This is a genomic window from Sphingomonas sp. AOB5 (assembly GCF_029433115.1).
Taxonomy (GTDB): domain Bacteria; phylum Pseudomonadota; class Alphaproteobacteria; order Sphingomonadales; family Sphingomonadaceae; genus Sphingomonas.
The window spans coordinates 36321-50637 of sequence record NZ_JARNTV010000004.1 but is presented as its reverse complement, the minus strand read 5'-3'; the positions used below and the strand labels follow the sequence as shown (position 1 = coordinate 50637).

At 66.1% G+C, this 14317-nt stretch carries 15 protein-coding genes; 6 read left to right on the top strand and 9 right to left on the bottom strand.

The window, feature by feature from the left end; translation table 11 throughout:
• Positions 1 to 62: 62 nt before the first annotated feature.
• On the top strand, positions 63 to 722 hold the full coding sequence (gene msrA / locus P1X14_RS03010; RefSeq protein WP_277313830.1) for a peptide-methionine (S)-S-oxide reductase MsrA: 660 nt from the start codon (positions 63 to 65) through the stop codon (positions 720 to 722).
• Between the two features lie 88 nt (positions 723 to 810).
• Here the strand turns inward: msrA and P1X14_RS03005 are convergent, their stop codons facing one another.
• A complete protein-coding gene (locus P1X14_RS03005; RefSeq protein ID WP_277313829.1) occupies positions 811 to 1215 on the bottom strand; it encodes a DUF1489 domain-containing protein in 405 nt (134 codons plus the stop codon).
• A gap of 31 nt (positions 1216 to 1246) precedes the next feature.
• Positions 1247 to 2650 (bottom strand): magnesium transporter, encoded by a 1404-nt coding sequence (gene mgtE / locus P1X14_RS03000; RefSeq protein WP_277313828.1) that lies wholly within the window; start codon positions 2648 to 2650, stop codon positions 1247 to 1249.
• 136 nt (positions 2651 to 2786) lie between these two features.
• Here mgtE and P1X14_RS02995 point away from each other — a divergent pair, with 136 nt between their 5' ends.
• A complete protein-coding gene (locus tag P1X14_RS02995; protein ID WP_277313827.1) occupies positions 2787 to 3239 on the top strand; it encodes a peptidylprolyl isomerase in 453 nt (150 codons plus the stop codon).
• Positions 3240 to 3293: 54 nt separating this feature from the next.
• Here P1X14_RS02995 and P1X14_RS02990 read toward each other — a convergent pair whose 3' ends face one another.
• Both P1X14_RS02990 and P1X14_RS02985 read right to left on the bottom strand, forming a co-directional pair.
• A complete protein-coding gene (locus P1X14_RS02990; RefSeq protein ID WP_277313826.1) occupies positions 3294 to 3761 on the bottom strand; it encodes a MaoC family dehydratase in 468 nt (155 codons plus the stop codon).
• A gap of 30 nt (positions 3762 to 3791) precedes the next feature.
• A complete protein-coding gene (locus P1X14_RS02985; RefSeq protein WP_277313825.1) occupies positions 3792 to 4679 on the bottom strand; it encodes a LysR substrate-binding domain-containing protein in 888 nt (295 codons plus the stop codon).
• 418 nt (positions 4680 to 5097) lie between these two features.
• On the opposite strand from P1X14_RS02985, the gene P1X14_RS02980 reads away from it, so the two are divergent.
• Positions 5098 to 7392: a CDC48 family AAA ATPase gene (locus P1X14_RS02980; protein ID WP_277313824.1), complete on the top strand. Its 2295-nt coding sequence runs from the start codon at positions 5098 to 5100 to the stop codon at positions 7390 to 7392.
• Positions 7393 to 7442: 50 nt separating this feature from the next.
• Here the strand turns inward: P1X14_RS02980 and P1X14_RS02975 are convergent, their stop codons facing one another.
• Positions 7443 to 8771, bottom strand: a complete 1329-nt coding sequence (locus P1X14_RS02975) for an MFS transporter (RefSeq protein ID WP_277313823.1) — start codon at positions 8769 to 8771, stop codon at positions 7443 to 7445.
• Entirely contained in the window at positions 8768 to 9088 is a 321-nt protein-coding gene (locus P1X14_RS02970; RefSeq protein ID WP_277313822.1) for an antibiotic biosynthesis monooxygenase, read from the bottom strand. Before P1X14_RS02970 ends, P1X14_RS02975 begins: the two co-directional genes overlap by 4 nt.
• 98 nt (positions 9089 to 9186) lie before the next feature.
• On the opposite strand from P1X14_RS02970, the gene P1X14_RS02965 reads away from it, so the two are divergent.
• The 3 genes from P1X14_RS02965 (at position 9187) to P1X14_RS02955 (ending at position 12491) form a co-directional block, all read left to right on the top strand.
• Entirely contained in the window at positions 9187 to 9807 is a 621-nt protein-coding gene (locus P1X14_RS02965) for a methyltransferase domain-containing protein (RefSeq protein WP_277313821.1), read from the top strand.
• Between the two features lie 52 nt (positions 9808 to 9859).
• On the top strand, positions 9860 to 10264 hold the full coding sequence (gene msrB / locus P1X14_RS02960) for a peptide-methionine (R)-S-oxide reductase MsrB (protein ID WP_277313820.1): 405 nt from the start codon (positions 9860 to 9862) through the stop codon (positions 10262 to 10264).
• A 196-nt stretch (positions 10265 to 10460) separates the two neighbouring features.
• On the top strand, positions 10461 to 12491 hold the full coding sequence (locus P1X14_RS02955) for a PBP1A family penicillin-binding protein (protein WP_277313920.1): 2031 nt from the start codon (positions 10461 to 10463) through the stop codon (positions 12489 to 12491).
• Here P1X14_RS02955 and P1X14_RS02950 read toward each other — a convergent pair.
• Genes P1X14_RS02950 through P1X14_RS02940 form a run of 3 tightly spaced genes read right to left on the bottom strand, consistent with a single transcriptional unit; the run spans position 12488 to position 14264 of the window.
• Positions 12488 to 13162, bottom strand: coding sequence for a SprT family zinc-dependent metalloprotease (locus tag P1X14_RS02950; protein ID WP_277313819.1), 675 nt, complete (start codon positions 13160 to 13162; stop codon positions 12488 to 12490). The two genes, P1X14_RS02955 and P1X14_RS02950, sit on opposite strands and share 4 nt — an antisense overlap.
• On the bottom strand, positions 13159 to 13602 hold the full coding sequence (locus tag P1X14_RS02945) for a YcgN family cysteine cluster protein (protein WP_277313818.1): 444 nt from the start codon (positions 13600 to 13602) through the stop codon (positions 13159 to 13161). Before P1X14_RS02945 ends, P1X14_RS02950 begins: the two co-directional genes overlap by 4 nt.
• A complete protein-coding gene (locus P1X14_RS02940) occupies positions 13590 to 14264 on the bottom strand; it encodes an SCO family protein (RefSeq protein ID WP_277313817.1) in 675 nt (224 codons plus the stop codon). Before P1X14_RS02940 ends, P1X14_RS02945 begins: the two co-directional genes overlap by 13 nt.
• Positions 14265 to 14317 lie beyond the last annotated feature (53 nt).

Genomic DNA, 14317 nt, shown 5'->3' with positions numbered 1-14317 from the left:
CTTGCATCCTGACGCGGGCTACCGACGTATATGTCGGTAAGCCCGTGATCAGGATTGCACCCATGTTTCGATTTGCCCTTCCCCTAGTCGCCGCGGCAGGCCTCGCCGTGCTTGCTCTTGGCGGCACGCCCGCAGTTTCGGCCGAACGCGCCGTTTCGATCCCCGCCCCGCGCATGGACGTGACAGCCAGCGGCAAGCAGGCGGCGGTATTCGCGGGCGGCTGCTTCTGGGGGATGGAAGCGGTGTTCGAAGGTGTGAAGGGCGTGGAGTCGGTCACCACCGGCTATGCGGGCGGCACGCGCGAGACCGCGACCTATGACCAGGTCTCGACCGAGCGCACCAAACACGCCGAGGCGATCCGGATCGTCTATGATCCCGCGAAAGTGAGCTACGGCACGCTGCTGCAGATCTATTTCTCGGTCGCACACGACCCGACCCAGCTCAATCGCCAGACGCCCGACGAAGGCCCGAGCTATCGCTCGGCGATCTTCCCGCAAAGCCCGGCGCAGCAGCGCGTCGCGGGGGCGTATATCGCCCAGCTGAACGCGGCGAAGGTCTATCCCAAGCCGATTGCGACGCGGATCGAGACGGGCGCGTTCTTCCCGGCCGAAGCCTATCATCAGGATTTCGCGCGGCGGAACCCGAACCATCCGTACATCGTGCGCTGGGACAAGCCGAAGGTCGCGGCGTTCCGGGCGGCGTTTCCAAGCCTGGCGAAATAGGCATCTCGTGCTCCGGCGCAGGCCGGAGCGCTGGAAAGGGAATGCCCCCATCGCCACCGCTCCGGCCTTCGCCGGAGCACAGAAAGGCTCAGATCAACCCCATCGAGGCCAGTTCGCCGACCAGATGCGGCGGCAGTTCGTCGATTCCACCCGCCGCATCGCCCAGATCGGGCGGCACATCGCCGCCTTCGAGATAGCGCCAGCCCTGATGGGCGCGCTTCGGGCGGGCCTGGACCAGGATCAGCTTGGGCTGGAGGATGATCGCCGCGCGGCCGCCCTCAGCTTCACCGAAGCCGAGGATCGGCGAGCGGCCGACCAGCTTGTGCTTCACGATCCAGTAGATCGATCCGCCCGCCATCTCGGCATGGCGCTTGGGCAGATAGCGCGTGGCCAGTTCGAACCGGTCGGAGATCGCCGCACGACCCGCGAAGCGGTCGGCCAGCATGTCGATACTGTCGCACGCATAGGCGACCCGGGTGATGTTGAGCGGCATCGATACGATCTGGGTAGCGGGCGGTCCGCGATCAACCCGTCAGCCCCGCCGCGGTGGCGAGGCCGAGGAAGACGAGGAAGCCCATCGAATCGGTCGTCATCGTCACGAAGATCGACGAGGCGACCGCCGGATCGGCGTTGAACCGGTCGAGCGTGAGCGGGACGATCACCCCCGCCAGCCCTGCGATCACGATGTTCACCAGCATCGCGCTGGCGATCACGCCACCCAGAGCCGGGTTCTGGAACACAAGCGCCACCGCACTGCCCAGCACGATCGCGATGGTCGCACCGTTGAGCAGCGCCACCATCAGCTCGCGCCGGATCGTGCGCAGGCTGTTCGAATCGGTCAGCTGGTTGGTGGCAAGCGCGCGCACCGTGACCGCCATGGTCTGCGTACCCGCATTGCCGCCCACGCCCGCGACGATCGGCATCAGCGCGGCGAGGATCACCATCTTCTCGATCGTGCCTTCGAACAGGCCGATGATCGTGGCCGCGACCAGCGCGGTGCCGAGATTGGCGATCAGCCAGCGCACGCGCGCCTTGTACGATTCGATCACCGGCTCGTTGATGTCGCCATCGCCCGCGCCCGAGAGCAGCAGCGCGTCCTCGCCCGCTTCTTCGGAAATGATGTGGACCACGTCGTCGACGGTGATCATGCCGACCAGCCGGCCGTTTGCATCGACCACCGCCGCCGAGATCAGCGCGTATTTCTGGAAGCGCAACGCCACTTCTTCCTGATCCATCTCGACCGGGATCAGGGTCTGCTCGCGTTTCATGACGTCACTGATCGAGACCGCGCGCGGGGTGCGCAGGATCCAGGACAGGGCACAGGTGCCGATCGGCTTGTGCGCCGGATCGACCACGAAGATTTCCCAGAAATCGGTGGTCAGATCGTCATTCTTGCGCATGTAATCGAGCACGTCGCCGACGGTCCAATGCTCGGGCACCGCGATCAGCTCGCGCTGCATCAGGCGGCCGGCGGACTCTTCCGGATAGCTCAGCGCCTCTTCGATCGCGGCGCGATCGTCGGGATCGAGCGCACGCAGCACGGCGCGCTGATCCTCTTCCTCCATGTCCTCGATGATCGCGACGGCATCGTCGGTATCGAGTTCGGCGGCGATATCCGCGACTTCGTGCGGCTCGAGCGCGTCGATCAGGTCCTCGCGGACATAATCGTTCATCTCGGCAAACACGTCGCCATCGAGCAGATCGGCGACCGCACGGGCGAGGTCGCGCCGCTCCTCGTGCGAAGCCAGCTCGAACAGATCGGCGATGTCGGCGGGATGGAGCGGCTCGACCAGCGCGCGGGCAGCTTCGTCGTCGCCGGCATCGACCGCGTCGAGCACGGCGCGGACGAATTCGGGCTTCAGCCGGTCGTCCTCGTCCAGCTCGCTCTCGGCGGCTGCGGCCTGGGGTTCCAGTTCGGTCTCGCTCATCGTCCGACCTCCCGTGTCCGCGGCCCTGCTCGCGCCTTAGCCAGAGGAGGAGGATTTGCAAGTCAGGGACTTCACGCCTACCTGCGACGCCAAATTCTCAGGCCAAGTTCCAAGACCGGATTTCCAGGAGTATCTCATGTCCGAGTTCAACACCCTTACGCTGACCCTCGATGGCGGCGACGTCACCATCAAGCTGCTGCCCGATCTGGCCCCCAAGCATGTCGAGCGTATCGCGACCCTCGCCAATTCGGGCTTTTACGACGGCGTGGTGTTCCACCGCGTGATCGCAGGCTTCATGGCACAGGGCGGCGATCCCTCGGGCACCGGCATGGGCGGTTCGCAGGAGCCGAACCTGCCGCAGGAATTCAACAGCCATCCGCATGTCGAGGGTGTCTGCTCGATGGCGCGCACCAACGATCCGAACAGCGCCAACTCGCAGTTCTTCATCTGCCTCGACGACGCGACCTTCCTCGACCGCCAGTACACCGTGTGGGGCGAAGTGACCGAAGGCATGGAGCATGTCCACGCGCTGCCCAAGGGTGAGCCGCCGCGCGAGCCGGGCAAGATCCTGAAGGCGCGCGCCGAATAATCCGCCTTGCGAGCCCCTTCCCGGCCGGGAAGGGGCTCGGTTCGCCCGTCCGGCTCAGCTTTCCCCGGACCCCGCACGGGCCGGAATCTGGATCAGGTTCAGAAAGCACATCACGACGACATCGTCCTGATTGGTGATCGTCATCCGCATGGTGATCATGCCGCGATCCGGCCGGCTGGCGGACCGCACGATATCGACAATCTCGCGCAGGATGCGGAGCGTATCGCCCGGGCGCACCGGATGGCGCCATTGCAGATCGTCGACCTTTACCCCGAGCAGCGGCGTATCGCCGAAGGGCGCCCTGTCGATGAAATCGCGCATGACCAGCGAGGCGACATGCCAGCCGCTGGCGATGATCCCGCCGAAACGGCCCTGCGCGGCCGCCGCCGGATCGATATGCATCGGCTGGGGATCATATTCCCGCGCAAAGCGGATGATGTCCGCCTCGGTTATGAGGATCGGCCCGCCCTGCCATCGCTGGCCAATGGCGAGATCGTCGAGAAACAGCGATTCGGCAGGCACTGAAACGTCTTCCTGAACTTGTCCGGCTGCCTAATCCAGCGCGCCCAGTGCGCCGATCAGCCAGTCGTGGAACAGCCGCACCGGACGCTGGGTCAGCGCACGGGGGCGGCAGACGAACCAGTAGCTATAGTTGCTCTCCACCGTCAGATCGAACAGCTGGACCAGCCGCTCGTCGCGCGCTTCCTCGAAATGCGATTCGAGCATGAAGGCGACGCCCAGGCCCTGCGCAGCGGCTTCGAGCATCAGCGTGCCCGAATCGAAATGGTCGATCGCCAGCGGCTCGAGATCGGGCAGACCGGCGGCCGCGCGCCAGGTGGTGAAGGTCTCGGCCATGTCGCGATGGACCAGCGCGGTGAGTTGCGCGATCTGCTCCGGCCGCGTGATCGGGTTCGGCCCATCGACCAGCGAACGCGCGCCGATCACATGGACGCGGTTGCGGTCCAGCCTCTTGGCATAAAGACTCGGATCGATATCGCGCGCCAGCACGATGGCGGCATCCAGCCCGTCGCCGAGCCGTGCGACGCCATGCCCTCCGGTATCGACATCGAGGTGCAGCTCGGGATGGCGGCGCTTGAGGTCGGGCAGATGCCGCATCAGCCGCTGGGTCGCGAACAGCGGCAGCACGCCGAGACGCAGGCGCAGCAATTCGGTGCCACTGGTCATCGTTTCGACGGCATCGGTCATCGCATCGAGCGCGGGCGCGATCAGGCCGAGCAGCCGCTCGCCATCGTCGTTGAGCCGCAATGCCTGATGCCGCCGCTCGAACAAAGGCTTGCCGATGAAGCGTTCCAGCGCCTGAACCCGGCGGCTGAGCGCGGGGGAGGACAGCGCCAGTTCCTCGGCAGCCGCCTTGATCGAGCCGAGTCGCGCGACTTGCACGAACGCCTCGATGGCGGTGAGAGGAGGAAGCCGTCGCATCGTCTGTCCTTTGTGCGCTGCGTCACAGATAATCGCGAACGATTATTGCGCCTTCAGCAGGAAATCAGGCCGGTGCCCCTCTATCGCTCTCCGCAGCGACGATTGCAAGCAGCGCAATCGTGATGCGTTCTTTTCGCACTTGCACAATAATCTGCTGCACCGCATATAGAGCAGGCCTTTCAGGCATCCTCTCCTAAAACTTTCCAAAGGCCGCCCTCCGGGGCGGCCATTTTTTTGCGCGGCGTCCAGAAATAGCGAAGCTATTTCGCGGCCGGAGCCGCGCACGGCCGACAGCGCGGAAAGTGCTGATCGACGACGTGGCTTTGCCACGGCGCATCCCGGACCCCGCACAAACCCCTCGTCATTTCGGAACCGAATCCTATCTATGTCGCTTCCAGTTGCCGGGAGAGCGATCAGAATGGCCGACGAAGAGAATAATCCGCGAAAGCTGCAGGTCGCCAATTCGCGCCCCGAGGATAGCGGCCGCGGCCTCGCGCATCTGCCGCGCTCGATGATGGCGGCGCTGGGGCTGGCCGAAGGCGATGTGATCGAGATCGTCGGCAAGCGATCGACCCCCGCGCGCGCCGTGCTGCCCTATGCCGAGGACGAGGGTCTGGAGCTGTTGCGCATCGACGGGCTTCAGCGCGCCAATGCCGGAGTCGGATCGGGCGATTTCGTCGAGATCCGCCGCGCCGAATCGAAGCCCGCGACTCGCATCGTCTTTGCGCCTGCCCAGGCCAATTTACGGCTTCAGGGTTCGGGCAACGCGCTGAAGCGCACCTTTTTCGGCCGTCCGCTCTGCCAGGGCGACACGGTGGCGACCGCGGGGCAGCAGCGCGTGGCGGACATGCCGCCCAATGTCGCGCAATATCTGCGCGCGCCGGCCTATGCGCTGCAGGAAATCCGCCTGACCGTCATTTCGGCCAGCCCCAAGGGCATCGTCCATATCGACGAGAATACCGAAGTCGAACTGCGCGCCGAATATGAGGAAGCGCAGGCCAGCCGCCGCGCCGACGTGACCTATGACGATATCGGCGGCATGGGCCCGACGATCGACCAGCTGCGCGAGATGGTCGAGCTGCCGCTTCGCTATCCCGAACTGTTCCAGCGGCTGGGCGTCGATCCGCCCAAGGGGGTGCTGCTCCATGGGCCGCCCGGCACCGGCAAGACGCGGCTCGCCCGCGCCGTCGCCAACGAATCGGACGCCAATTTCCACCTGATCAACGGGCCGGAGATCATTGGTTCGGCCTATGGCGAATCGGAAAAACGGCTCCGGGAAGTGTTCGAGGCTGCCAACAAGAGCGCGCCTTCGATCGTGTTCATCGACGAAGTGGACTCCATCGCGCCGAAGCGCGGTTCGGTCGCAGGCGAGACCGAGAAGCGGCTGGTCGCCCAGTTGCTGACCCTGATGGACGGGCTGGAAGCGCGCGCCAATGTCGTCGTGATCGCGGCGACCAATCGCCCCGAGGCGATCGACGAAGCGCTGCGCCGTCCGGGCCGGTTCGACCGCGAAATCGTGGTCGGCGTGCCGGACGATCGCGGCCGTCGCGAGATATTGGGCATCCACACCCGCGGCATGCCTCTGAGCGAGGATGTCGATCTGGGCGAGCTGGCGGGCACCACCTATGGATTCGTCGGCGCCGATCTCGCGGCGCTTACCCGCGAAGCGGCGATCGAGTCCGTCCGGCGGATCATGCCCAGGCTGAATCTCTCCGAGGGTACGATCCCGCCCGAAGTGCTCGACACGCTGTCGGTCACCCGTGAGGATTTCCTCGAGGCGATGAAGCGCGTCCAGCCTTCCGCCATGCGCGAAGTGATGGTGCAGGCGCCGACGACCCGCTGGGACGATATCGGCGGGCTGGACGACGCACAGATGCGGCTGAAGGAAAGCGTCGAACTGCCGATGAAGGACCCCGACGCGTTCCGGCGCATGGGCATCCGCCCGGCCAAGGGCTTCCTGCTCTATGGCCCGCCCGGCACCGGCAAGACGCTGCTGGCCAAGGCAGTCGCGCGCGAAGCGGAGGCGAACTTCATCGCCACCAAATCGAGCGATCTGCTGAGCAAATGGTATGGCGAGAGCGAACAGCAGATCGCCAAGCTGTTCGCACGTGCGCGTCAGGTGGCGCCGTGCGTGATCTTCATCGACGAGCTCGACTCGCTGGTCCCCGCGCGCGGGGGCGGGCTTGGCGAACCGCAGGCGACCGAGCGGGTGGTCAACACCATCCTCGCCGAGATGGACGGGCTGGAGGAGCTTCAGTCGGTGGTGGTGATCGGCGCGACAAATCGCCCGAACCTGATCGATCCCGCGCTGCTGCGGCCCGGCCGGTTCGACGAGTGGATCTATGTCGGCGTGCCCGATACCGAGGGGCGCCGCCGCATCCTGGCGATCCAGACCGCCAAGATGCCGCTCGCCACCGATGTCGATCTGGGCGAGATCGCCGCGCGGACCGAACGCTATACCGGCGCCGACCTGGGCGATGTGGTCCGCCGCGCGGGCCTCGCCGCGCTACGCGAATCGCTTCAGAACAAGACGGTGACCATGGCGCATTTCGAAGCCGCGCTGCGCGATTCGCGGGCGACGGTGACGCCGGAAATGGAAGCCGATTATGCCTCGATCTCGGACAGGATGAAGGCCAATGCGGTCTCGCTCGAGCCGATCGGCTTCATCCCGCCGGGGATTCTCCGCGGACGGGGTCCGAAGGGCACCGATTAGCGTGCGGCACCGGCCCGCTGCCTCACCCGGCCACTCAGCACGATAGTAACCTATGGGTGGCCGGGTGGGGGAGCGGGCCGGTGCGGGCTTTCCCTGCCGAGCGTGACGAAAGCATAGATTACCAGCGCCGCCATGCCGAAGGCGGCGATCAGATAGGGCAGGGGCCGCCACAATTCGTACAGCCCGACTCCGATCGAGGGGCCGAGCACGAAGGCGGCCCCGTTGATCGACGTCACCTTGCCCGCGACCGAGCCTTGCGCTTCCGGCCCCACCGCCAGCGAGGAGCCTGCGGTGAAGCCCGGCCGCGCAAAGCCGAAGCCGAGCGAAGCCAGCGCATAGCCGAGCGCGATTCCGTAAAGCGACGTCGCACTGCCGGTCATCACGCATCCCGCCGCTGCAACGCCGAGGCCCCATAGCGCCAGCGCGCGCGGCTTCAGGTCGAGCAGGGGAATCAGCCCCCATTGCGCCAGCAGCGCGGAGCCGGCGCCCATCATCAGTACAAGGCCCGTCGGCTCGAGCGCCGCGACCGGATCGACATTCAGCCGGTCGATCACCAGAAAGCCGATCGCCTGACCGGTCATCGCCTGGGCATGGCCCATCACCAGCCCGATGATGATCCAGGTGCGGATGCGCGGATCGAAATAGCCGACCGCTTCGCTGTGTTCGCCCCCCCGCTCGGAAACCGCCGCGGTGACGCTGGCGCCCGAGCTCTGCCCGCCGATCGACGGATAGGCGGTCGCCGCGCCATGCGCAGGACCCTCGGCGCGCGGCAGATAGCGATAGACCGCGATCCAGATCGCCAGCCCAAACGCGCTGAACACGAAAGCGGGGCCGGCAAGCCCGACCTCCGGCCCGCCAGCCCAGAGATGGCCGAGCACCAGATAGGGCGCGATGGCCGGGCCCAGGATCGTGCCCAGCCCGAAGGCCGAGGCGAGCAGGGTCAGCGCCTTGGTCCGCTCCTCGCGCGTGGTGCGCCCGGCGACCAGTGCCTGAACTGCCGGCGGCGCCGCCGATCCGAACATCCCATAGACCACCCGCCCGCCGATGAACGCGACGAAGGTGGCGAAGGGCGCCAGCCAGCCATTGATCCCCGCCATCAGGAACAGCCCGCACAGGAAGACCGAGACGGTGAACCCGCCGATCCCGACCAGCACCATCGCGCGGCGCCCCTGCCGGTCCGACCGGCGCGCCCAGTAAGGCGCTGCGACGACCCACAGCAAAGCCGATACCGAAAATACCGCCGCCACCACCGCGTCCGGCGCGCCGAGTCGCCGCCCGAGCGCAGGCAGCACGGTCTGCAGCGCGGTATTGCCCATCGCGATGGCCAGCATCACCATGAACAGTAGCGCGAAGGTGGTATCGATGCGGACCGGCTTCATTCGCGCGTCCAGCCATAGCCGCGCACCACTTCGGTCACGAACAGCTCGTAGCGATCGTACCAGATGCCGCGGCCCCGATCGCGAATCCGGGCATGGTCGGGATGCTCGCGCCATGCCACCGCGCTGGCTTCGTCGGCCCAGTAGCTGACGGTGATGCCCAACCCGGCTTCGTCCCGCGCGCTGTCGATTCCGCGATAGCCGGGCTGCGCAGCCGCCAGCGCATCCATCGCCGCGGCGGCATCGGCATAGCCTTGTGCGTCGGCCCCGCTGCGTTGCGAGACGAAGACGACGGCGATCTGTCCCTTGCGCCTGTCCATGCAAAAGCCGGTTACTCGCTTTACGGTTCGGCGCAACCGCGAGCGCATTTGCCCGTTACCCCTCGACGTGCGCCGCAACATATTGCAATGGAATCGTCATGAATTCGTCGACCCGTTCGATCGGCCGCTCAAAGCGCCGCGCCGCCAAAGCGTCCAGCCCCACGTCGCGCGGGCTGTTCCTGCGCAATTTCATCAAGCATCCCGCGATGGTCGCGTCGATCGTGCCGTCATCGGCGCGCACGATTCGCCGCGTGCTGGAGCCGATCGACTGGGCGAACACCGATGTGTTCGTCGAATATGGCCCGGGCGTCGGCACCTTCTGCCAGGCGGTGCTCGACCGGCTGAAGCCCGATGCGACCTATATCGCGATCGATCCGAATCCCGATTTCATCCAGCATCTGCGCCAGATGATCCATGATTCGCGCTTCGTGCTGGTCCAGGGATCGGCCGAGGATGTGAACGAGATCCTGAAGGAACGCGGCTTCGACCATGCCGACTATGTCCTGTCGGGCCTGCCCTTCTCGACCCTGCCGCCGGGCGTGGGCGATTCGATCGCGCGCGCGACGGCGAAGGCGCTCCGCGTCGGCGGCGCGTTCGTGGTCTATCAGTTCAATCCGAAGGTGCGGAATTTCTTCGAGCCGCACATTCCCAAGATCGATTCGGCGATCGAATGGTGGAACGTGCCCCCCGCGATGATCTGGTGGGCCTGGAAGGAATAGGTCCCCACCTGGGTTATTGACGCGCGGCCAAGCGCATCACACATCCTTGCTCATGGATCATATCAACCTGCCCGAGTCCGAGTGGCGCAAGAAGCTCACGCCGGACCAGTTCCATGTGCTGCGCGAGGCAGGGACCGAAGCCCCGTTTTCCGGGCGCTACGACAATAACAAGGCGGATGGCGTCTATCGCTGCGCCGGGTGTCAGCTCGAGCTGTTCGATTCGGTCGACAAATATGATTCGGGATCGGGCTGGCCCAGCTTCACCCAGCCGGTCGCGCCGGATCACGTTTCCGACCATACCGATGTCAGCCACGGCATGCGCAGGGTCGAAACGCGGTGCGCACGCTGTGACGGGCATCTGGGCCATGTCTTCCCTGACGGACCGCCACCCACCGGCCTGCGTTATTGCATCAATTCGGTGAGCCTCGATTTCCGTTCACGAGAGGCTAAGGGCTGAAGTGGTAGCTGCGGCGGGCACAAGGCTTTCGAACTGCTTGTGAGCCGGAAGATCAGGGCGTAATCCACACCCACCCATGGCGACCATCAAAAGCTATCTCCCGAAACGCTGGCCCACCAAGGCCGAGTGGAAACGTTATGGTCTGTGGACCGCGGGCGGAATCGGCGCGCTGGGGCTGCTTGCCTTCATCGCGCTGATGATCGCGGTCTTTTCGACCAAGGGATCGCTGCCCAGCTTCGGCGAGCTTCGGCGATCGCCCAACGGCCAGATGATTCGCGTCCATGCCGCTGACGGCACGGTGCTGGTCTCGCTCGGGCCGAGCTATGGCGAATGGGTCGAGTACGAACAGATCCCGCAGGTGATGAAGGATGCCATCATCGCGATCGAGGACAAGCGCTTCGAATCGCACTGGGGCATCGACGCACGCGGCGTTTTGCGCGCGATTCGCCTGGGCATCGCCAATTCGGGGACCGATCGCCGCCTGCAGGGCGCATCGACGATCACCCAGCAGGTGGCGCGCACCATCTTCCTTTCGAACAAATATGATTTCGGGCGGAAGATGCGCGAGGCCGTGCTCGCGCTGGCGATGGAGCAGAAATTCTCGAAGGAGCAGATCCTCGAGCTGTATCTGAACAAGGTCTATTTCGGTGGCGGTGCCTATGGCATCGACGCCGCGTCGCGCCGTTTCTTCGGCCATCCTGCGACCAAGCTGAGCCTGTCCGAAGCGGCGATCATCGCCGGGCTGGTCAAGGCGCCCTCGCATTATTCGCCCACCGCCGACGCCCAGGCCGCGATCGATCGCGCCGGCGTTGTGCTCCAGGTGATGGAGCAGGAAGGCAAGATCACCGCGGCACAGGCGGCCGAGGCCGATCCCAAGATGGTCAAGCTGGCGCCCGAGCCCAAGCAGAACAGCATCCGCTATTTCACCGACTGGGCGCTGCCCCAGCTCGAAGTGTTGATCGACGAGACCGAAGCGCCGCTGGAAGTGTGGACCACGCTGGATCTCAACATGCAGCGCGCCGCCGACGATGCGATCCGCGCCAACACGCCGGGTGCGGCACAGGGCGCGCTGATCAGCCTCGACCGCGACGGCGCGGTGCGCGCGATGGTCGGCGGCAAGGATTATGTCGCCTCTATCTACAACCGCGCGACCAAGGCCGAGCGCCAGCCGGGTTCGGCGTTCAAGCTGTTCGTCTATCTGGCGGCGCTGGAGGCCGGACATCGCCCCGACGACCTGGTGATCGACGAGCCGGTGACGATCCGCGGCTGGACCCCGCGCAACAATTCGGGACGCAACAGCGGCGAGATGACGCTGCGCGCGGCCTTCGCCTATTCGATCAACACGGTGGCGGCGAAGCTGGGACAGGAAGTCGGCTTCGGCACGGTTGCCAACATGGCGACGCGTTTCGGCATCACCACGCCGGTGAACACCCAGCCGGCGATGGTGCTGGGCACGTCGAATGTGCGGCTGATCGACATGACCCGCGCCTTCGCTTCGGTCAGCCAGCGCGGCGTCGCGGTGACGCCCTATGGCATCACCCGCGTGACCGCGAACGGCGCGGTGATCTACCAGCATGAAGTGGATACGACGCGCGTGCTGGTGGGCGATCATGTCGCCGCACAGATGATCGACCTGCTCCAGACCGCAGTCGCCACCGGCACCGGCAAGGCCGCACAGATCGGCCGCCCGGTCGCGGGCAAGACCGGCACGACCAGCTCGAACAAGGATGGCTGGTTCATCGGATTCTCGTCGGGACTCACCACCGGCGTGTGGATGGGCCGCGACGATGCGCGAGTCGTACCCGGCCTGCAGGGCGGCACTGCGCCCGCGCGGGCCTTCTCCGCCTATATGCGCCGCGCCGTCGCCGGCCGCCCGGTCGAGAATTTCGACACCCAGGTCACCCTGCCCGAATGGCAGGGCGACAATGGCACCGAGGAATATTTCTCCGGCCCCGACAACAGTGTGTTCGTCGATCAGGACGGCAATCCGGTCGAGCCGGGCGGTCCCGCGCCCGATCCGGGCAGCGACGAGAAGCTCGATCAGGAGTGGATCGACCGGGTGACCGGCAATGATCCGCCCGAACAGCAGCAACCGCAGCAGCAACAGCCTGCACCCGGCCCGCGGGATATTCCGCGCCCGCCGGCAACCCAGCCCCAGCCGCAACGCCCCGATAGTGGTGGTCGAGACGACCGGCTGGCCGACCCCGCGCGGCGCCCGCAGAACTAGACGGTACGTCCGACCCAGTGCAGCCCGGCGCCGTGCCTGCGCAGCCATTCGCGTGCAGGGCCGGGGTCGGCGCCAAACAGCTCGCGGGTGACCCGGTGGAAGGCCGGGCTATGGTTCATGTGCACACGATGCGCGACTTCATGCGCCACCGTCGCGCGCCGCACAAAGCTGGGCGCCAGGATCAGCCGCCAGCTGTAGCGGATCGCGCCCGACGCGGCACAGCTGCCCCAGCGGCCGCGCGGATCGCCGATGCTCACGCCGGTGACGCGCACCCCGGCCTTGTCGGCATATTCGGCGGTCTCCTCGCTCAGGATGCGCAGTGCCTCCGTACGGAACCAGCGCTCGATCCGCCGCTCCAGTCCCTCACGCGGGCCGCCGCATAGCAACCGGCTGCCGTCGAGCCGCGGGGTGCGGCCGACGGTGGTCGGCCAGACGATCTCGATCTCGTCATCCTCCAGCGGCACCAGCGCGCCGGGCTCGAACGGGCGGCCCTCGGGTAGCTTGGCCTGTTGCCGCTCGATCCAGCCGCGCTGCTCCTCGGCCCAGGCGAGTGCGTTACGAAGCGAGGCGCGGGGCGGGATCGTCAGCCTTACCCGGCCGCTGCGCGGATCCACCGCCAGCCGCATCCCCCGCGAGCGCGCGTTGCGCACCACGTCGACATCGACGGTCACAGCTCCCGATCCACGATGTGATGCTCGAAATCGCCGGCATCATCCTCGGAAATGGTCCAGCCGCGAGTCGATTCGCCCGCGCGGTGCACCGCCTCGCGATCGCCGCACACCAGATAATGCCATTCGGGCAGCTGTTCGCCCGCCGCGCGCAGCCGATAGGCGCAGGTGCGCGGCAGCCATTCGATCTCATGCACGTTGCTGGTGGTCAGCCGCACGCATTCGGGCACATAGGCGCGCCGGTTGCGGTAATCCTTGCACTGCCCTGCGCGCCGGTCGAGCATCCGGCAGGCGATGTTGGTCGCCATCAGCTCGCCGGTTTCCTCGTCTTCCAGCTTGTGGATACAGCATTTGCCGCACCCGTCGCACAGCGCCTCCCATTGCGCGCGGTCGAGCTTTTCCAGCGGCGTATCTTCCCAGAACTTGCCGCTCACTTCACCCATTTGCGGATCTCGGCGGCCACATCGGCATCGCTCATCTCGCGCGGCAGGATCACCAGCGGTTCGCCCTTCGGCCCCATCAGATAGAACATCGCGCTGTGGTTCATGAGGTAAGAACCGCCCGGCTGGGCAGGGGGCAGCTTGGCGAAGAACGCCGCATAACCCTTTGCCAGCGCGGTGATCTGCGGCACCGTGCCGGTCAGTCCGATCAGCCGCGGATGAAAGGCCGATACGAACTGCTTGATCACCGGCGGCGTATCGCGTTCGGGATCGATGGTGATGAAGATCGGCTGGACCTTGGCCGACACTGCCGGGGCCTCACGATCGAGCCGCCGCATCGCCAACCCCAACTTCTGCACGTCGGTCGGGCAGATATCGGGGCAGAAGGTGTAGCCGAAATAGATCAGCCGGTACTTGCCGGCGAAATCGCTGTCGCGAACGGTCTTGCCGTCCTGATCGGTCAGGGTGAAGGGCGCGCCGATCGGCTTTCCGGTCACGTCGATCGCGCCGCGGGTGTCGCTCTGTCCCGTCTTGGGCGCATTCGCGACCTGCCAGCCGAACGAGACAGCCAGCACCAGCAGGATGACGGCGACCAGCCCCCACAAGATCAGGCGCAGGCGGCGGAGCGGAGCGGGGGACGGGCCGGACGGCGGTGCTGTATTCATGGCGTGGCCAGCCTTGATCTGATAGGGCGCAGCTTGCAAGGTTTCGCGCCGTT